General features: G+C 67.9%; 15 protein-coding genes and 1 pseudogene. 6 read left to right on the top strand and 10 right to left on the bottom strand.

The features are described 5' to 3' along the window. Positions 1–4: 4 nt before the first annotated feature. The 5 genes from AC5P6S_RS04325 to AC5P6S_RS04305 all read right to left on the bottom strand — a co-directional run bounded on the left by AC5P6S_RS04325 (position 5) and on the right by AC5P6S_RS04305 (position 4,995). Positions 5–1,414, bottom strand: coding sequence for a Y-family DNA polymerase (locus AC5P6S_RS04325; RefSeq protein ID WP_005410052.1), 1,410 nt, complete (start codon positions 1,412–1,414; stop codon positions 5–7). 9 nt (positions 1,415–1,423) lie between these two features. Continuing rightward, positions 1,424–2,038, bottom strand: coding sequence for a translesion DNA synthesis-associated protein ImuA (gene imuA / locus AC5P6S_RS04320; protein WP_005413787.1), 615 nt, complete (start codon positions 2,036–2,038; stop codon positions 1,424–1,426). Positions 2,039–2,258: 220 nt separating this feature from the next. Next, a complete protein-coding gene (locus AC5P6S_RS04315) occupies positions 2,259–3,266 on the bottom strand; it encodes a cyclase family protein (RefSeq protein WP_012480589.1) in 1,008 nt (335 codons plus the stop codon). 35 nt (positions 3,267–3,301) lie between these two features. Beyond that, on the bottom strand, positions 3,302–3,952 hold the full coding sequence (locus tag AC5P6S_RS04310) for a DsbA family oxidoreductase (protein ID WP_012480588.1): 651 nt from the start codon (positions 3,950–3,952) through the stop codon (positions 3,302–3,304). A 92-nt stretch (positions 3,953–4,044) separates the two neighbouring features. Beyond that, the gene (locus tag AC5P6S_RS04305) at positions 4,045–4,995 is read right to left on the bottom strand and encodes a LysR family transcriptional regulator (protein WP_181453421.1); all 951 of its coding nucleotides are present in this window, start codon (positions 4,993–4,995) and stop codon (positions 4,045–4,047) included. Positions 4,996–5,137: 142 nt separating this feature from the next. On the opposite strand from AC5P6S_RS04305, the gene AC5P6S_RS04300 reads away from it, so the two are divergent. After that, positions 5,138–6,016, top strand: a complete 879-nt coding sequence (locus AC5P6S_RS04300; protein ID WP_012480586.1) for a sterol desaturase family protein — start codon at positions 5,138–5,140, stop codon at positions 6,014–6,016. Positions 6,017–6,025: 9 nt separating this feature from the next. On the opposite strand, the gene AC5P6S_RS04295 is transcribed toward AC5P6S_RS04300, so the two are convergent. Together AC5P6S_RS04295 and AC5P6S_RS04290 are read right to left on the bottom strand one after the other, a co-directional pair. Then, entirely contained in the window at positions 6,026–6,730 is a 705-nt protein-coding gene (locus AC5P6S_RS04295; RefSeq protein WP_495204483.1) for a helix-turn-helix domain-containing protein, read from the bottom strand. Positions 6,731–7,001: 271 nt separating this feature from the next. Then, complete coding sequence (locus AC5P6S_RS04290) at positions 7,002–7,436, bottom strand: VOC family protein (protein WP_005410044.1); 435 nt, start codon at positions 7,434–7,436, stop codon at positions 7,002–7,004. Between the two features lie 337 nt (positions 7,437–7,773). Here AC5P6S_RS04290 and AC5P6S_RS04285 point away from each other — a divergent pair, with 337 nt between their 5' ends. Then, entirely contained in the window at positions 7,774–10,569 is a 2,796-nt protein-coding gene (locus AC5P6S_RS04285; RefSeq protein ID WP_080047705.1) for a beta-glucosidase, read from the top strand. 100 nt (positions 10,570–10,669) lie between these two features. On the opposite strand, the gene AC5P6S_RS04280 is transcribed toward AC5P6S_RS04285, so the two are convergent. After that, positions 10,670–11,566: a LysR family transcriptional regulator gene (locus tag AC5P6S_RS04280; RefSeq protein ID WP_005410042.1), complete on the bottom strand. Its 897-nt coding sequence runs from the start codon at positions 11,564–11,566 to the stop codon at positions 10,670–10,672. 105 nt (positions 11,567–11,671) lie between these two features. Between AC5P6S_RS04280 and AC5P6S_RS04275 the strand changes: the two genes are divergently transcribed. The 3 genes from AC5P6S_RS04275 (at position 11,672) to AC5P6S_RS04265 (ending at position 15,548) form a co-directional block, all read left to right on the top strand. Beyond that, positions 11,672–13,030 carry an MFS transporter gene (locus tag AC5P6S_RS04275; RefSeq protein WP_012480583.1) on the top strand — a complete coding sequence of 453 codons (1,359 nt, stop codon included), beginning with the start codon at positions 11,672–11,674 and terminating at the stop codon, positions 13,028–13,030. After that, complete coding sequence (locus tag AC5P6S_RS04270) at positions 13,030–13,416, top strand: DUF4440 domain-containing protein (RefSeq protein WP_012480582.1); 387 nt, start codon at positions 13,030–13,032, stop codon at positions 13,414–13,416. Before AC5P6S_RS04275 ends, AC5P6S_RS04270 begins: the two co-directional genes overlap by 1 nt. Positions 13,417–13,637: 221 nt before the next feature. Beyond that, positions 13,638–15,548 (top strand): CocE/NonD family hydrolase, encoded by a 1,911-nt coding sequence (locus tag AC5P6S_RS04265; RefSeq protein ID WP_005413777.1) that lies wholly within the window; start codon positions 13,638–13,640, stop codon positions 15,546–15,548. 224 nt (positions 15,549–15,772) lie between these two features. Here AC5P6S_RS04265 and AC5P6S_RS04260 read toward each other — a convergent pair whose 3' ends face one another. Further along, entirely contained in the window at positions 15,773–16,726 is a 954-nt protein-coding gene (locus AC5P6S_RS04260) for a helix-turn-helix transcriptional regulator (RefSeq protein ID WP_049431010.1), read from the bottom strand. A 447-nt stretch (positions 16,727–17,173) separates the two neighbouring features. Between AC5P6S_RS04260 and AC5P6S_RS04255 the strand changes: the two genes are divergently transcribed. Continuing rightward, positions 17,174–17,932, top strand: a complete 759-nt coding sequence (locus tag AC5P6S_RS04255; protein WP_012480580.1) for an SDR family NAD(P)-dependent oxidoreductase — start codon at positions 17,174–17,176, stop codon at positions 17,930–17,932. A 28-nt stretch (positions 17,933–17,960) separates the two neighbouring features. Here AC5P6S_RS04255 and AC5P6S_RS04250 read toward each other — a convergent pair. Next, positions 17,961–18,084, bottom strand: a pseudogene (locus AC5P6S_RS04250) (IS110 family transposase); the annotation flags it as partial.

Here is an 18,084-nt window from a genome sequence, read left to right as displayed (position 1 = left end):
CGGCTCAGCCGAACCAGCCGTGCAGCATCCACGGCGCATGCGGATCGTTGCGCTCACGGAAAGCCCAGCCGCGCTGGCCGTGTGCGGTTTCCACCACGTAGTAGTCGCGGCGCGCGTCGGCCTGGTCCCACCAGCCCGATTCGATCCGCTCCGGCCCGGTGACGATGCGCAGCCGCGGATCACGCAGCGGTTGCGGGGTGTCCAGCAACCAGCCAGGGCGCAGCGGCCAGTACGACGGAGGCTTGGCTGCGGGCTGGCTGCCACTGGCGCGTTCGGGGCGATGGTCGGCCTGCACCGCCAGCGGCTGCACGGCGTCATCGCCCAGCCGCGCGCGCAGGCGCTCGCGCAGCTGGTTCCAGGGCATCGCCTGTGCCGGCCGGGTGTCGAACAGGTCGCGCGCGGCGGGCACGAACGGTGGCAGCTGTTCGGCCTGCAGGCGCAGTGCGCGGCTGCCGGCCGGCAGGGCGAACGCTTCCATGCGGTTGCGCGCGATCTCGAACAGCAACGCGGGATCGCGTTCCGGTGCCAGCAGGCCGATGGTCAGCACGCTGGCCGGCAGCAGATCGTGCTCGAAATGCAGGTCGAAGCGCTGCACGCCGCCATCGCGCGAACACAGGAACGCGGCCAGGTCCAGCAGCAGGCGACGCAGCGGGAACAACAGGGCCTGGCTGGATTCGATCTCGTACTCGAATTCGATGCGTGCATCGAAACGGTCCGGTGGCTGGTAGTAGCGCAGTGGCGCGGTGGGTAGCCCACGCAGTGCATCCAGCTGCTGCAGGACCTCGGGGGCAAAGCGCCGGGCCAGGCTGTCGCGCGGCAGCTCGAGCACTGTGCCCAGCGTGCGCAGGCCGGAGCGGCCGAGCACCGTCACCGCCTCGTTGGGCAGGCCGCAGCGCGGCAGGGGCAACTGCGCCAGCGCCGCCGGCAGTTGCTGTGCATCGATGCCGAGGCCGTCGTGGACGTTGGCCAGCACGCGCGCGGCATGTGGGGTAGGTGCGGCCACCAGACGGTGACGGAAGCCGAGTTCGTGCAGTTCGTTGCGCAGCCGCTGCTGGATCGTCAGCCAGTCACCGAACAGGGCGCGGCTGGCGCCGATCTCCAGCACCAGTGCATGCGGGAAATCGAGGCTGACCTGCGAGCTGTAGGCGTAGGCCCAGCTGGCCAGCAGCTGCCGGGTGTGCTGTTCGGCGTTGGGATCGTAATCGTGCAGGTGCATGTCCTGCACCAGCACCTGCGCAGCCGACAGCAGCATGCCCGGGCGCAGCCCCGCTGCGCGTGCCGACGGGCTGACCGCACGCAGTACGCGACGCTGTGCCGGCCCCTGCAGCAGCACCAGTGGGCGCTGCGGATCCGGCTGCAGGCGCAGCACGCTGTCCAGCGCCAGCTGCGGCAACAACAGGCAGGCCCAGTGCATGGCGCGGCCTCAGTGGGCGATGGCCAGCGGCAACGGCTGCGCCGGCGGCAGGCCGCCTCGGCACTTCAGCACCCGCACCTGGCCGTGGTCGAGCTGCAGGCGCAGGCTGGCCGGAGAGGGATTGCGCGCCGCCTGCGCCTCGCGGAACACGAAGCCCAGGCACTGGCCGCTGTCGGCGGCGACCTGCAGCCGGCGCAGGGCGCGGTCGTCGGCCTGGTGCGGCCAGCACAGCACCGCCGCGCAGGCGGCAGAGCGCAGGCACTGCTCGGTGGCCCAGAGCGCCTGTTTCGGCGCTGCGTGGATGATCTGCAGCTGGGCCAGGTCCAGCCCGGCTGCCGCCCAGGCCGGGGCATGCGGGCGATAGGGCGGGGCGACCAGCACGATCGGGCGGTCGCGCAGGCTCAGCTTGGCCAGCGCCGGCCAGACCAGCGCCAGCTCACCCACCCCGGGCGCCGCCTGCAGTACCTCGCACAGCCCGCTGGTGGGCCAGCCACCGCCGGGCAGGCGTGCGTCCAGTGCCGGGTGGCCGCTGGCCAGGTGGTCGCTGGCCGGCCCCTGGCGGGCCGGGCCGCGCCACAGCTGGCGCCCGTCCAGCAGCCGGTCGAGGGCGACGACGGCACCCATCAGCCGGCCCTCCAGGGGAGGCGCCGGGCGGGCTGGAAACGGCAGGAACGGGCGGAAACAGCGGGCATGGCGCGAGTATCGACGGGCCGGTATCAGGGGCTGAGACCAGACATGCTACTCGTTTTGTGAGTAGAATTACTAATGAAATCGGAGGGTCCGGTTTCAGGTTGCTGAAGGGGGTAAAGGAGTGCCGACCAAGGTCGGCACCCACAGGCCCTGGTTACGGGCGCACCGGCAGCGCCACCGGGCGCAGCGGCGCGGCATCGCCGCCGCGGATCTTCAGCGGGCCGCCGATGAAGGCGAACTCGTAGACCTTGTCGCGGGCCAGTTCGTCCAGCGCCACCAGCTCGATGATCGGCGCGCCCTGCTGGGCCAGCAGGTAGGTGTGCAGCGGCACGTAGTCGTCGGACACCTCCGAGGGGAAGGTCTCGAAGCTGAGGTTGTCGGCACCGACGATCATCGCGCCGCTGTCCTCGACCAGGAAGCGTGCCGCGTCCAGGCCCATGCCCGGCGGGTTGGCCATGTAGGCCCTGGGCTGCTCGAACAGGCGCATGCGGCCGGTGCGGATCAGCACCACGTCGCCCTGCTGCAGTTTCACCTTCTGGCGTGCCAGCGCATCCTTCAGGTCCTGGCGGGTGACGCGGTAGCTGTCAGGCAGCATGTCCACGCCCTTGGCGGCGGCCACGTCGATCAGCACGCCACGCGCGATCAGCGGCGGGAACTTCTCGATGCCGGTGACATTCCAGCCACGGTCGCCGAGGTGCTTGTCGGCCTCGAAGCCGTTCCAGATCTTCCCGTGGATGCCGAAGTGGTTCAGCGCATCGATGTGGGTGCCGGTGTGGCTGTACATCGAGAATGCGGTGCCGGTGTAGCTGCGGGTGAGGTTCATGGTCTCGCCCACGCCCATCGGGTCGTCCATCACCGTGCCGCGCGGGGTGTGGGTCATCCAGAACTGGTAGTGCGGGTCGCCGGCATCCTGCCAGCTGGGCATGCCGACGTAGTATTCGGTGGCCAGGTCATAGGCTTTGCCGCCGCTGACCCGTGACAGGATCGCCGCACGCGAGGCTTCGGTGATCAGGTTGAGGCGGCCGATCTCGTCCTTCGGCCCCCAGGGGCTGGTGCCGACCTGCTGGCCGGAGGGAACGCGTTCGTGTGCGGACACGGTGGTGGAAGCGGCGGTGCCGGCCAGCAGCAGGGCCAGCGCGGTGGCCAGGGTACGTGGGGTCATGGGGAATCTCCTTGCAGGGTGGGGGAGGGTGCGGCTCAGGCCGCGACCAAAGGCGCCAGGGCCTGGCGCAGGTGTGGCAGCGGCAGGGTCTGCAGGCGCAGGCCGTTGCCGCCGATCACGGTGGGTATGGAACGGATGCCGAGGGCAGCGGCTTCGGCACGATCGGCCTGCACGCGCTGGCGTACTGCGTCGCTGCGCATGTGGTCAGCGAAGGCGCCACGTGGATGGCCCAGCGATTCGGCGATATCCAGCAGTACTTCGGCGTCGCCGATGTTGCGGTGCTGGTGTAGGTGCGCCCATTGCACGGCATCAAACATCGCGCCATGGGCGTCGTTGCCACCGAGCATGCCGGCGGCCTGGCAGGCCAGTGCGCCGAGCCAGCCGGACGGATACTCGAAGTCCTGTGCGCGCATGCCTTCGATATCGATGCGCGCGGTGTCTTCATGCGCGGCGCAGTCGGTCCAGTGGCGCAGGATGATCGCCTTGGCGCGCTCCATCGAGCCGAACACCTCGACCATCTGCGCGCGCGAGTCCTGCAGCACGAAGCTGCGGTGGCGCACCTGGATGCCGAGTTCGGCCGAGACCTGCTGCAGGCGCGGGGCCAGCACGAAGCACCAGCCGCAGACCACGTCGTGGAAGAAATCGACCACCGGCGCGGCGGTGGCGGGGGAAGGAACGGAAGACATCTGCCTGCCATCGGTGAGAGGGGAGGCGGCAGATTAGGCAGCGCGGCGTGGCCGAAACAGCACGCCGCGGGCAGCTCAGTTTTCGCTGGCGGTTACGAATCCAGGCCGGCGCAGCCGGGCAGCTCGGCGTGCAGGAAATCGATGAAGGCACGCACCTTGGGCTGCAGGTGGCGCGAGGTGGGGTAGACCGCATGCACGAAGCGTGGCGGATAGCGGTGGTCGGGCAGCACCTGCTGCAGTTCGCCACGGGCCAGTGCCGGTGCCGCCAGGAACGAGGGCAGGGCGCCGATGCCCATGCCGGCCACCAGCAGGTCGCGCAGCAGCAGGCTGTTGTTGACGGTGACGCGCGCCGGCAGGGTGATCGTCACCTGGCCATCGGGGCCGAGCAGCGGCCAGCTGCCGGGCGAGTCGGACAGGCTGTAGGCCAGCACGCTGTGCGCCTGCAGATCGTCCACCGCCTGCGGTGCCGGATGCTGCCGCAGGTAGGACGGGGCCGCGCACAGCACCTGCTGCAGCGACGCCAGCCGGCGCGCCACCAGGCGTGAATCATCCAGCTCGGCACGCAGCCGCAGCGATACATCGAAACCCTCACCGACTGCATCGAGCAGGCGATCTTCCATCACCAGATCCAACGACAGCTGCGGATGCTGCTGCAGGAAGCGTGGCAGCAGCGGCGACAGCGTGCTCAGTGCGAACGACTGCGGCGCGTTCACGCGCAGGCGCCCGGCCACGTCGCCGCGCTGTTCGGCGATGCCGCGTTCCAATGCGTCCAGCTCGTCGAGCAGGCGGCAGCATTCGCGGTAATAGGCGTGGCCGGTCTCGGTCAGGCTCATGCGCCGCGTGGTCCGCTGCAGCAGTACCACGCCCAGATGCGCTTCCAGCGTGCGCAGCTGTTTGCTCAGGCCGGCGGGCGACATGCCGAGGTCTTCGGCAGCGCGGGCCAGCCCGCCGCGTTCGACGATGCGGCGGAAGGCACGCATCAGGTTGAAGGAATCCATGCCGGCCCCGGGCGCGATGAGGGCGCCATTGTAGAGCCGCGCCATGCGTGGATGTGGGAAACGCGGCGCCGACCAAGGTCGGCGTCTACCCGGTGCGTGCGGGTTGCGCTGTTTGTTCAAGCCAGCACCCCATACGCGGCGCCAGCATGCAGGCCCCTCACTTTCCGGGTTGCCCATGAAGCACTGGATGCTCCGCCTGTATGCCCCGCTGTTCCTGCTGGGCTTCGTTGCCACTGCCGTCGTCTGGGTCGGCCATTGCCACGGTGATCCGTTGTGGCTGCTGGCCTTGCTGGCGGCCGCCATCGCGGTCTCGTTCGCCGCCGAGCGTGCCTGGCCGTACGACCCCGCGTTCAACCACGACCACGGCGACAGCCTGCGTGACAGCCTGCATGCACTGGTCAACGAAAGCCTGAACCTGCTGTCGATCGCGGCGGTGCCGCTGCTGGCGGCAATCATTCCGTGGCAGTTGTGGCCGGTGCAGTGGCCATTCGCGCTGCAGGTGCTGCTGGCCATCGTCTGCGCTGATCTGGGCATCACCCTGGTGCACTACGCCAGCCATCGCATCGGCTGGTTGTGGCGGCTGCATGCGGTGCACCACAGCGTCACCCGCATGTACGGCTTCAACGGGCTGATGAAACACCCGCTGCATCAGGCGGCCGAAGCGGTGGGCGGCGTGCTGCCGCTGCTGCTGTTGGGCCTGCCGATGCCGGTGGCTGCGGTGCTGGCTTTCGCCATTGCCATCCAGCTGCTGCTGCAGCACTCCAACGTGGACATGCGTCCCGGCGTGCTGGGTCGGGTGATGGCCTGGGCGCCGCTGCACCGCTTCCACCACATGCGTTACGGCACCGCGGGCGACGTCAACTTCGGCCTGTTCCTGACCGCCTGGGACCATCTGCTGGGGACCGCCTTCGATGCGCCGGGTTATCGGCTGCAGCAACGCGACCTTGGCATCGGCAGCCAACCGGACTATCCGCGCGATTATCCGGGGCAGCTGCTGGCACCGTTCCGCGAACTGCCGCATGGCGAGGTGCCGGAGTTGCCGGAAGGCCTGCGCAGGCGCGAATGATTGAACATGTCAGGCCGCGTTCAGCTGCAGGCCCTGCAGCTGCGCGGCACCGATGCCGAACATGCCGCGCAGGCTGCGCGAGAGATGGGCCAGATCGGCGAATCCAGCGGCATGCGCACTGTCGGTCAGGTTGTGACCGCTCAGATGATGCATCAGCGCGCGGCGCAACCGTTGCCACAGCACCCAGCCGCGCAGGGTCACTGCCAGCTCGGACTGGAAACGCCGGTGCAGCTGGCTGGTCGACAGGTGCGCCGCCTCGGCGATATCGGCGGCCGGCACCGGGCCGGGCAGGTGCTGGGCAATACGGGCCAACGCCGCCTGCACGCGGCGGTCCAGCGGCTGTGGGCGGCTCAACCGTGGCAGCCAGTCGTGCAGTTCCATCGCAGTGCCCGGCAGCGCGTGCAGGTGCTGCTGGATCTGTTCGAGGTCGGCATGCGCCGGCTCAAGGAACACCGTACAGCCCGCTTCCGGCGCCGACAGAATCGCGTGCGTCTGGAAGGACGGCAGCCACAGCCGTTGGCCCTGCTGCCGTACGCCATCGACTTCGATCTGCCAGGGCGTACCGTCGCTCAACAGCAGTTGATGGGCGTAGTGCGCATGCGAGGCGCTGCCACCGGCATGGCCCTGCAGCACGGCCACGTGAGCATCCAGCTGCAACGTGCCATTCCAGGGTAGGGAGGGGGAGGACATGGAGGGATTGTAGATCCACGCCATGCGTGGATGAATCTCCATCGAAATCAAATATTTCGACAATGAAACGAAGAGCATCCATGCATGGCGTGGATCTACTGCAGGTTGCGAGAAATTGTCTAAGGCGGGGTGGGTCCGTTGGCGGGGGCGTGAGCGCCATGGATGGCGCGACCGAGCCTCCAGGGACGGATTCACGGCGTCCCCCGCCAACGGACCCACCCCGCCTACCCACAGGAGCCCCGCTGTTGCTTTGGCCGTTGCCTCTGCGGGTGCCGGGCGCAGCCCGGCCGTCCCCTCACCGGCCGTGCGGATCCGGCCGGTGATGCACGTACTCGACCACCGTGCCATCGGGATGCACCGCGTTGAACGCCGCCCCGGTGGGTACCACCTGCAACGGGAAGATGATCTCGGCGCCAGCCGCGACCAGTTTGTCGTGATAGGGCCGAACATCGTCGACCAGCAGCGTTCCCGTGGTCGAAGTGAACGGCGCCAGCGCCGTCTCGCTGCCCTCGATCAACAGGAACGCACCGACCATCGCCAGACGCAGCCCGGCCTCCGGAAACGGGAACCCCGCATCGGCCACCACACCCTGCAGCTGCTCGTAGAACGCCACGCTGCGCTCCAGCTCACCCGGGGCCACGAACACCCGGATCAACACGCGCGGCGCGCGCTGGCTGGAGGTGTCACAGCGGTCGCGCCAGAGATGGTCGAAGTCGCGATGGACGGTCATGGGCTCGGTTCGTGGCCAGGGACCCTCATTATCGGCAGCCTCGCGCGGCGCGCTGATGACCGCCGGTGATGGCCTGATAACCGCTGGCCGGGTTGCCCCTGTGACTTAGGTCCTGTTGACAGGTGTGAACGCCCTCGCACAATCTTCACAGGATTGGGTCGCCCTGCGCGGCCCGGGCAGGCAGGTTGTCACGCCGGGAGGAGGGTCCCGCGCGCAGACCGGCCCGTCCATCGGCCTGCGGGACGTTGCCTGGCAACCCCTGCGCGGCATGAACGCTGCACCCTTCGGCGGCACTTTCCCTGGACCGATTGCCTTGGCAACGGAATTACGCCTGCCGATGAAAACGTTTACAAAGCCGCTTGCACTGTCCCTGGCCCTGTCTGCCGCACTGGCCGCCCCGGCCTGGGCCGACCCCGCCGCGTTCACTGTGCTGACCCTGGAACAGGCCCCGACCGCCGAGGCGATGCCGGCCCTGGCCGCCCAGCTGAAGACCCTGCAGGTGGACGCGGTGAGCGTGCGCCAGGTGCAGCGCGGCATCGGCCAGGTCGATCCGCTGCAGGTGCTGGCCGATGGCCTGGGCTACGCGTACCGCTTCATTGCTGCCGGCAAGGATGATGGCCAGACCCAGCGCGGCCAGGCCGTGCTGACCCGGTTGCCGATCGCCGCTGAATCCGGCCCCGACCAGCCGGGCCTGAACTACCTGCGCCTGGACGACGGCCGCCACACCGTGGCGGTCTATACCGATGCCGGTGCAGGTGCGGCGCAGCTGCCAGCGCTGGTCACCCGTTCGCGGCTGGGTGCACCGGCGGTGCTGCTCGGCGCGGTGGCCGGTGAATCGGCCAAGGCCGCAGGCTTCGATCCGGCGCGTGTCGCGCTGGAAGCCGATGCCAGCTATTTCAGCGATGGCTTCCAGGCCGCCAGCAGTGCGCCGTTCAAGGTGGAAGGCAGTACCCTGCGCGCCACCCTGCTGACCCTGGCCTACGCCGCCGACACGCATGGCGACAGGCCGTGGATGGACACCACCCTCAACGCCGACGCGCGCGCTGCGCTGCTGCTGAAGGCGATGACCGAGGATGAGAAGTTCCAGATGCTGCACAGCTACTTCGGGCTGGGCAAGGACGGTGGCCCGCTGCCGGAAGGCGCAGTCGGTTCGGCCGGTTTCGTGCCGGGCGTGGCGCGGCTGGGCATTCCGTCGCAGCAATCGGCCGATGCCGGCGTCGGCGTGACCAATCCGGGTGGCATCCGCCCGGGCGATTTCGCCACGGCGATGCCGTCGGGCCCGTCCACCGCATCGAGCTGGAACCGTGAAGTCGCCTTCGCCGGTGGCGCCACGATGGGTCGCGAGGCATGGCAGCAGCGCTTCAATATCCTGCTGTCGGGCAGCGTCAACCTGCAGCGCGACCCGCGCAACGGCCGCAACTTCGAATATGCCGGTGAAGATCCGCTGCTGGCCGGCTCGATGGTTGGCGCGCTGATCCAGGGCGTGCAGAGCCAGCACGTGATCTCCTCGATGAAGCACTTCGCGCTGAACGACATGGAGACCCGCCGCAACTTCCACGACGTGCGCATCGGCGAACAGGCCATGCACGAGTCGGACCTGCTGGCCTTCGAGATCGCGCTGGAAGCCGGTCGCCCGGGCGTGGCGATGTGCTCGTACAACAAGATCAACGGCACCTACGGCTGCGAGAACGGCTACCTGATGAACCAGGTGCTGAAGCAGGAATGGAAGTTCCCCGGTTTCGTGATGTCCGACTGGGGTGGCGTGCACAGTGGCTCGAAGGCGGCGCTGGCCGGCCTCGATCAGCAGTCGGCCGGTGAAGTGTTCGACGCGGCGGTGTTCTTCGACGAACCGCTGCGCCTGGCCGTGCACGGTGGCGTGGTGCCGCAGGCGCGCCTGAACGACATGGTGGCGCGCATCCTGCGCACGATGTTCCTGCATGGCAGCTTCGACAACCCGCCGCAGCACCAGAAGGTCGATGCCGAGGCCGGCTTCGCCGTTGCCCAGCGCACGGTGGAAGAGGGCAGCGTGCTGCTGCGCAATGAGGGCAACCTGCTGCCGCTGGCCGACAGCGTGAAGCGCATCGTCATCATCGGTGGCCATGCCGACAAGGGCGTGATCGGTGGCGGTGGTTCGTCGATGGTGGGCGTGACCGCAAAGGGCACCAATGCGGTGCCGGGCGTGATGCCGACCACCTGGCCGGGCCCGGTGATCTTCCACCCGTCCTCGCCGCTGGAATCGCTGCGTGCGGCGCGCCCGGACGCGACCATCGAGTATGTGGACGGGATCAATGCCGCCGCTGCGGCCAAGGCCGCCGCGCAGGCTGACGTGGCCATCGTGTTCGCCACCCAGTGGGCCGCCGAATCGGTGGACCTGCCGGACATGCAGCTGCCGGACAACCAGGATGCCCTGATCTCGGCAGTGGCCAAGGCCAACCCGAAGACCGTGCTGGTGCTGGAAACCAACGGCCCGGTGCGCACGCCGTGGCTGGCGCAGGTGCCGGCGATGCTGCAGGCCTGGTATCCGGGCATCCGCGGTGGCGAAGGCATTGCCGCGCTGCTGACCGGCCAGGTCAATCCGTCCGGCCGCCTGCCGGTGACCTGGGTGACGGACGAATCGCAGCTGCCACGCCCGCACATCGACGGCCTCGGCTTCAAGCCGGCCAAGCCGTTTGGTGATGTGTTCGATTTCGATATCGAAGGCGCCAACGTCGGCTACAAGTGGATGGCGGCCAAGGGTCTGACCCCGACCTTCTCCTTTGGCCATGGCCTGTCCTACACCTCATTCGCCTATGAGAACCTGAAGGTGAGCGTGGAGGGCTCGCGCCTGGTCGCCAGCGTCGACATCCGCAACACCGGCAAGCGTGCCGGTGCCGACGTGGCCCAGCTGTACCTGAAGCTTCCGGCCGGCAGCACCACGCCGATCCGCCTGATCGGCTATGACAAGGTGAACCTGCAGCCGGGCGAACAGCGCCGCATCCGCATCGAAGCCGAGCCGAAGACCCTGGCCCACTACGATGCACAGGCGCGCCAGTGGAAGATCGACAGCGGCACCTACCAGGTGCAGCTGTCCCGCAATGCGGCCGAGCCGCTGCAGAGCGTGGACGTGCAGCTGGTGGAGCAGGTGCTGCGCTGATGCCTGAAGACACGGCCCGCACAGGGCCGTGTCTGAAAAAGGGGACGGAGGGGATTAAGTCGTTTATGCATAAACGACTTAATCCCCTCCGTCCCTTTTTTCATTTGCCAAACCACCCGCGCAGGAAATCGATCAGCTGCCGCACCTTCGGTGAGGGCTGCGTGCTGTGCGGGTAGACCGCGTATACGCTCTGCTGCGGGAAGCGGTGCTGGCGCAGCACCGGGCGCAGGCGGTCCTGGGCCAAGTCGTCCTCGATCAGCCAGCGTGGCAGCACGGTGACCCCGGCGCCGGCCACGGCGAAGGCACGCAGGCTGCTGGCACCATCTACGCGCACCACCGCATTGCCCGGGTTGGTGGCAAACAGGGCGTCGCTGCCATCCGGCGCCACCACCGGCACGTCGGCCAGGCGCGGGTAGCCGAGGCGGGGCAGGGTGCCCAGCTGCACGGGGTCGTCGGCAGCATCGGCAGAGGGCAGGCGTGCCAGCAGGGACGGAGCCGCCACGGGGCACAGTGGATGGCGTTCCAGTTCGCTGGCGTGCAGGCCCGAATCCGGCAGACGGCCAAGACGGATCGCCAGGTCGAAGCGCTCGGGAATCAGGTCCGCCGGCGCGGGAGACGTGGACAGGTGCAGCTGCAGCGCCGGGTGCCGCGCACGGAACGCCTCCAGCGCAGGAATCAAGCGTAGCTGGGCGTACTCCGGCGTGGTGGTCAGGCGCAGCACGCCCTGAAGCTGGTGCTGGTCGCGGCGCGCGGCATCGATCGCTGCCTGTGCGGCGTCCAACGCCTGCACGCAGTGCTGCAGGAACTGTTCGCCGGCCTCGGTCAGGGCCAAGTGGCGGGTACTGCGCAACAGCAGGGTCACGCCCAGCTCCTGCTCCAGCCGCTTCAGGTTGAAGCTGACCACCGCGCGGCTGAGGCCGAGCCGATCAGCTGCTGCGGTGAGGCTGCCGGCCTCGACCACGGCGCGGAAGATATCGAAGCGATCGAGGCTGACCATGGCAATTCATTGTCAAAGTGGATTTGACAGTGTTGCAGTTGCTGTCGTGTTTTTCCAACAAGGCCCGCACGGCATGCTGGCCGCTTCCCTGCTGGAGCGCCGCCGATGCCGTCCCCCCGCCTGCGCCATGAGGCGATCTTCCTGCTGGCGTTCGCCCTGGATCTGGTCAACATGTTCATCGCCACGGTGGCCTATCCGGCACTGGCAGCGGAACTGCACGCTGATGTCGGTACCCTGGCCTGGGTGGGCACCGCCTACATGCTGGGCCTGAGCGTGGTGATTCCGCTGGCGCCCTGGTTGGCCGCGCGCTGTGGTGAGCGTCGCCTGCTGCTGGTGGCGTTGCTGTTGTTCGCGGTTGCCGCTGTGCTGGCCGGCGCCGCACCGGGTATCGGCTGGCTGCTGGGCTGGCGCCTGCTGCAGGGGCTGGCCGGTGGCCTGCTGATTCCGGTGGCACAGGCGGCAGCGTACCGACAATGCACGTCCGACCAGCGTGGCGCGCTGACCCGCCGCATCCTGCTGGTGGCGCTGCTGGTGCCGGCACTGGCGCCCGCGCTCGGTGGGCTGCTGGTGCAGTGGTTGTCCTGGCGCGGTGTGCTCTGGGCCAGCCTGCCGCCGGCCGTGGTGGCGATCGGGCTGGTGCTGGCCTGGATGCCGGCCGATGGCGCGCGCAGTGCGCCGCGCCTGCAGGCCTATGCGCTGTCTACCGCGATGCTGGCGCTGGGCGCGTTGCTGCTGGCGCTGACCTGGCTGGGTGAACCCGGCCATCGGGCCGCCGGTGCCGTAATGCTGTTGATCGCAATGCTGTTGGCGGCGGCACACCTGCGGCATGCACGGCAGCAGACGCAGCCCCTGCTGCGCTGGTCGCTGCTGTCCCATCGGGGCCTGCGCCTGGCGATGCTGGTCTATCTGGCAGTGCCCGGTGTGTTCATCGGCAGTCAGCTGGTCAGTACCCTGCAGCTGCACCAGGCCGGTTACAGCGCGGCACGCATCGGCGCGTTGATGCTGCCCTGGGCGCTGGCCTCGGCCATTGCGATCACGGCCAGCAAGCGCCTGCTGGCGCGCTTCGGCCCGGCCACGGTACTGCGTATGGGAATGATCCTGCAGGCCAGCGGCCTGCTGTTGATGGCGATGCTGCCGCAGCCGGCCTTCGCGTTGGCCGGGCTGCTGTTCGCGCTGATGGGCGCCGGTGGCAGCCTGTGCAGCAGTACCGCGCAGACGCTGGCTTTCCACGGCGTGGAGGGTGAAGCGCTGGGCGATGCCAGTGCCCTTTGGAACCTCAACCGTCAGCTCAGTTTCTGCCTTGGTACTGCCGCCATTGCGCTGTTGCTGGCGCTGGCCATGCAGTGGCTGCCAGCACGCGCCACCAGCGTGGCTCTGGGTCTGGCCGCCGCAATGACGCTGTTGCCGATGGCGCTGTTGCGCCACTCGCACTCTGTTTCCCTTTCGCAACCTGAGAATGCCTGATGGATATCACCGCAGAACATGAAGTCCACCACCTGCACGACAAGCTGCAGGCCTGGTTCCGTGCCGATGTCGGCGCCGATGCGCTGGACGATCTGATGGCGCATTTCTGCGCGGACTTCAGCATGGTCGGCATCGCGGGTCGCAGACTGGACCGGAATGCCGTGCAGGCACTGTTCGCGGGTGGTCATGGCGCGCGTCCAGGGCTGCAGATTTCCATCGAAGCCGTGCAGGCGGTGGATGCGCTGTCACCGCTGGCGGTGCTGCGCTATCGCGAAGGGCATTCGCTCGATGGCGGCCGGCCCACATGGCGAGAGTCGCTGGCGGTGCTGCGCCAGGAGCAGGGGCGTTGGCGTTGGCTTGCGTTGCACGAAGTGCCGATGGCCTGACCGGCAGTGCCGGCCGCTGGCCGGCAACCGCGTAACGCGCCCCAGGATCATGAAGTTGCCGACCAGCGGCCGGCACTACCGGTCGTTGGCGAGCGCGGCGGCACCGCGGGCACATGTGCCATCAGTCCTGCCTGCATCCGCCGCAGAATGCAAAGCCCGCCCACACCTCACGGCTCAAGGCAGGAGTAGGCTTGAGGCTTTCCTGCCGGGAGGGGTTGTCCATGCGTGTGCGTGCCGTCGCTGTAGCCATTGCCCTTTGCCTGTCCAGCACCGTGCTGGCCGCCGATACCCCGCCGATGACCCCGGACATCAGCGGCAAGCCCTTCGTTGCCCCCGATGTCGGTCGTGACTACGACAAGCGCGTGGTGATGGTGCCGATGCGTGATGGCACCAGGCTGTATACGGTGATCGTGGTGCCCAAGGGCGCCCGCAATGCCCCGATCCTGCTGACCCGCACGCCCTACGATGCCGCTGGCCGCGCCAGCCGCAGTGATTCGCCGCGCATGCGCGACCTGCTGCCGCAGGGCGACGAGGTGTTCGTCGACGGCGGTTACATCCGCGTGTTCCAGGACATCCGTGGCAAGTACGGCTCTGAAGGCGATTACGTGATGACCCGGCCGTTGCGCGGGCCGTTGAACAACACCAAAGTCGACCACTCCACCGACGCCTGGGACACCATCGACTGGCTGGTGAAGAACGTGCCGGAGAGCAATGGCAAGGTCGGCATGCTCGGCTCGTCGTACGAGGGCTTCACCGTGGTGATGGCGCTGACCGACCCGCATCCGGCGCTGAAGGTGGCCGCACCGCAGAGCCCGATGGTCGATGGCTGGATGGGCGACGACTGGCTCAACTACGGTGCGTTCCGCCAGGTCAACTTCAACTATTTCGCGATGCAGACCGAGAAGCGCGGCAAGGGTACGCCGCTGCCCAGCCTCGGCTATGACGACTACAGCACTTTCCTGCGGATCGGTTCGGCTGGCGATTACGCGCGCTTCACCGGCGTGGACCAGCTGACCTGGTGGAAGAAGCTGGTCGAGCACCCGGCCTATGACGGCTTCTGGCAGGGTCAGGCGCTGGACGCGGTGATGGCGAAAACACCGTTGAAGGTGCCGACCATGTGGCTGCAGGGCCTGTGGGACCAGGAGGACATGTGGGGCGCCAACCACGCCTACCAGGCAATGGAAGGGCGCGACAGCGGCAACAACCGCAATTACCTGGTGATGGGGCCGTGGCGGCACAGCCAGGTGAACTACAGCGGCAGCGAATTGGGCGCGCTGAAGTTCGATGGCGATACCGCGCTGCAGTTCCGCCGTGATGTACTCAAGCCGTTCTTCGACCAGTATTTGGTGGACGGTGCGCCGAAGGCGGACACGCCGCCGGTGCTGGTCTACAACACTGGCGAAAACCACTGGGATCGCCTGAAGGGTTGGCCGCGCAGCTGCGACAAGGGCTGTGCTGCCAGCAGCAAGCCGCTGTACCTGCGGGCCGGCGGCAAGCTGGCGTTCCAGGCGCCGGCGGCGGGCGAGGGGGACTTCGAGGAGTACGTGTCCGACCCGGCCAAGCCGGTGCCGTTCGTGCCGCGTCCGGTCCGCTTCGGTGACCGCGACATGTGGACCACCTGGCTGGTCAAGGACCAGCGCTTTGTCGATGGTCGCCCGGACGTGCTGACCTTCATCACCGAACCGCTGACCGCGCCGCTGCGCATCGGCGGCGCGCCGGTAGTGCACCTGCAGGCCTCGACCAGTGGTACCGACAGCGACTGGGTGGTGAAGCTGATCGACGTGTATCCGGACCAGGAAGCGTCGACGCCGGAGATGGGTGGCTACGAGCTGCCTGTGTCGCTGGCGATCTTCCGTGGCCGCTACCGCGAAAGCTTCAGCGATCCGAAGCCGCTGGCGGCGAACCAGGTGCTGCCGTACCGCTTCGACCTGCCCAATGCCAACCACACGTTCCAGAAGGGCCACCGGGTGATGGTGCAGGTGCAGTCCAGCCTGTTCCCGCTGTACGACCGCAACCCGCAGACCTACGTGCCGAACATCTACCTGGCCAAGCCAGGCGATTACCAGAAGGCCACGCAGCGGGTCTGGCACAGCGCGGCGCAGGCGAGCTACATCGATCTGCCGGTGTATTGAGGCGGAGAGGATGACGCCGGGCATAGCCCGGCAGCACGTGGTAGTGCCGGCCGCTGGCCGGCATCCGCGATGGCGCGGGAGCGTGTCGACCAAGGTCGACACCTACCAGGGCTGGGCCATGGCAGGTTGATTCAGGCGGGTGTGGTAGTGCCGGCCGCCGGCCGGCATTCGCGATGGCGCGGGAGCGTGTCGACCAAGGTCGACACCTACCAGGGCACTGGCCTTCACCCCACCTTCGAAGGGCCCGTGCGCCAGCGGCTGGGGACCAGGCCGAAACGCTTGCGGAATGCCGCTGCGAAGTTGCTGGGATGACGGTAGCCGCTGGCGGCGGCGGCCTGCTCGACCGTCCAGCCGTCCTCGCGCAGGCCCTGTTCGGCGTGGCGCATGCGCTGCTCGTGCAGGTAGTCGAACACCGAGCAGCCGTACTGCTGGGCGAAATGACGGCGCAGCGAGCTGGGGCTCATGCAGGCCAGCTGGGCCAGCTCGACCAGGCTATGGGCGTGACTGGGCTCGTCATGCAGGTAGGCACGCACGCGCTCCAGGCGCTCGCGCTGGCCGGCCCGCAGCGTTCGTACAGGGTCGGTCTGCAGATCCTCGGCCTTCAGGCCAACGGCCAGCAGCTGCAGAGCAACGCCCTCGCGCCACAAGGCGTCGATGCCATCTTCCCATGGGCTGTCGAACAACTGGCCGAGTACCGGCAGCAGGGTATGCGGAATGGCCCAGTGGCGGCATTCCAGGTGGCTGTTGAGCGCGGTCTCCAGCTGCGGCAGATGGAACAGATCCGGATCGATCTGGCCGGGCACCATGACGCTGACGCCGCGCATGCGCGTTTCGCCGGGATGCGCACCGGTCATCTCGACCTGCTCGCGGTGGTGCGCGGTCATCGCCGTGCCTGCGCGCAGGGTGAAACCACCGCGTCGCGGAATGCGCACATCGACCTGGCCCTGCAGCATCACGCGGATGGCCAGGCCGGGACTCTGCTGGGCGGTCGCTACATAAGGAAAGCGATTATGGACGTCGGAGGCGATCAGGCTCATGCCGCCGCGCAGGAACTGCTCGTTGACCTCGCCATGGCCGGCCCACTGGTCGTCGCGCAGGTGTTCCGGGTCAGCGCGGTAATCGAAGCCATGACGGTGGCCGAAGCGGCGGTAATCGGCAAAAGTGAAGTATCGGGACATCGCTCGGCACGTACTTTGGAGGTGGACGCTGGCATGACCTCGCCCACGCGCTCTGCAACGCAGATGCGGATCCGGTCGTTACCCGCGCAGGCATGCTGGGACGCAGTGGCGTGGGCACTCTGGATGGCTGGGGAAACGCCAGGTTGAATGGAGTGTGTCGAAGAAACTGGAAACGTTTCCCATTGTCGCCTCGATTCGCGCGCTTTTGATTCCAATAGGGTCAAAACGATTGACGATTACGGCCAAAGTGAAAATGCCGCCGAGCATACGCCGGCGTTTTGCATGCATATCCGTACGCAATTCCATACATCAACTTGAGTTGAGGTTTCATGGCTGGAACGATCGCCCGTAGACGCGGTGTCAGCCAGGCCATCACATGCACGCGCGTAGGGTGGGGCGGTTGGCTGCTGCAGGCCACTTCGATACCCCCACTGATGGAGAACACAGATGATTGACTACCAACTCACCGGCAAGACCGCGATCGTGACCGGCGGCGTGTCCGGCATTGGTCTGGCCGTGGCGCAGACCCTGGCGGCGTCCGGCGCGCGGATCTCGGTCTGGGACCTGAAGCAGGATGCGGTGGATGCCACCGTGGCGCAGTTGCGCAATGCCGGTGCACAGGCGATTGGCATCGCGCTGGACGTCACCGACGACGCAGCGGTGGAGGCGGCGGTGCAGCGCACGATCAAGGAACTCGACGGCCTGCATGTGGCGGTCAACAACGCCGGTATCGGCGGGCCGGCCGCCAGCAGCGGTGACTATCCGATTGATGGCTGGCAGCGGGTCATCGACGTCAACCTGACCAGCGTGTTCCTGTGCCAGCGTGCGCAGATCCGGGCAATGCGAGCCGCTGGAAGCGGCGGCAGCATCATCAACATGGCCTCGATCCTGGGCCAGGTGGGGTATGCCGGTTCCACCGCTTATGCGGCGGCAAAGCACGGCGTGGTCGGGCTGACCCAGACCGCCGCGTGGGAACATGCCGCCGACGGCATTCGTGTCAACGCGGTCGGCCCGGGCTTCATCAGCACACCGCTGCTGGAGAAGATGGACCCGAAGGTGCGCGCCACGCTGGAAGGCCGTCACGCCTTGAAGCGGCTGGGTACGGCCGAGGAAGTGGCGGCGCTGGTGGCCTGGCTGGCCAGCGACGATGCCTCGTTCGCGACCGGCGCGTACTACGCCATCGATGGTGGCTACCTGGCGCAGTGAGCGAATGCGGTCAGTAGCAACTGTCTTGTCAGGGGCAGCCGAGGGCCACCTCGGCGTCTCGCTTACGGGCGTTGAGGATCACCAGCATTTTGCGCATGACCGCCACGAGCGCCACCTTGCTCGCTTTGCCCTTGGCCTTCAGGCCAGCGTAA

Source organism: Stenotrophomonas sp. YJH_SMC_119 (assembly GCF_059368315.1).
This window is presented reverse-complemented; position numbering and strand designations above follow the sequence as displayed.

Bases quoted from the DNA above. Each gene is read 5' to 3' on its own strand.
- AC5P6S_RS04325 (WP_005410052.1), bottom strand. From the start codon at position 1,414: ATGCACTGGGCCTGCCTGTTGTTGCCGCAGCTGGCGCTGGACAGCGTG.
- imuA (WP_005413787.1), bottom strand. From the start codon at position 2,038: ATGGGTGCCGTCGTCGCCCTCGACCGGCTGCTGGACGGGCGCCAGCTG.
- AC5P6S_RS04315 (WP_012480589.1), bottom strand. From the start codon at position 3,266: ATGACCCCACGTACCCTGGCCACCGCGCTGGCCCTGCTGCTGGCCGGC.
- AC5P6S_RS04310 (WP_012480588.1), bottom strand. From the start codon at position 3,952: ATGTCTTCCGTTCCTTCCCCCGCCACCGCCGCGCCGGTGGTCGATTTC.
- AC5P6S_RS04305 (WP_181453421.1), bottom strand. From the start codon at position 4,995: ATGGCGCGGCTCTACAATGGCGCCCTCATCGCGCCCGGGGCCGGCATG.
- AC5P6S_RS04300 (WP_012480586.1), top strand. From the start codon at position 5,138: ATGCTCCGCCTGTATGCCCCGCTGTTCCTGCTGGGCTTCGTTGCCACT.
- AC5P6S_RS04295 (WP_495204483.1), bottom strand. From the start codon at position 6,730: ATGGCGTGGATCTACAATCCCTCCATGTCCTCCCCCTCCCTACCCTGG.
- AC5P6S_RS04290 (WP_005410044.1), bottom strand. From the start codon at position 7,436: ATGACCGTCCATCGCGACTTCGACCATCTCTGGCGCGACCGCTGTGAC.
- AC5P6S_RS04285 (WP_080047705.1), top strand. From the start codon at position 7,774: ATGAAAACGTTTACAAAGCCGCTTGCACTGTCCCTGGCCCTGTCTGCC.
- AC5P6S_RS04280 (WP_005410042.1), bottom strand. From the start codon at position 11,566: ATGGTCAGCCTCGATCGCTTCGATATCTTCCGCGCCGTGGTCGAGGCC.
- AC5P6S_RS04275 (WP_012480583.1), top strand. From the start codon at position 11,672: ATGCCGTCCCCCCGCCTGCGCCATGAGGCGATCTTCCTGCTGGCGTTC.
- AC5P6S_RS04270 (WP_012480582.1), top strand. From the start codon at position 13,030: ATGGATATCACCGCAGAACATGAAGTCCACCACCTGCACGACAAGCTG.
- AC5P6S_RS04265 (WP_005413777.1), top strand. From the start codon at position 13,638: ATGCGTGTGCGTGCCGTCGCTGTAGCCATTGCCCTTTGCCTGTCCAGC.
- AC5P6S_RS04260 (WP_049431010.1), bottom strand. From the start codon at position 16,726: ATGTCCCGATACTTCACTTTTGCCGATTACCGCCGCTTCGGCCACCGT.
- AC5P6S_RS04255 (WP_012480580.1), top strand. From the start codon at position 17,174: ATGATTGACTACCAACTCACCGGCAAGACCGCGATCGTGACCGGCGGC.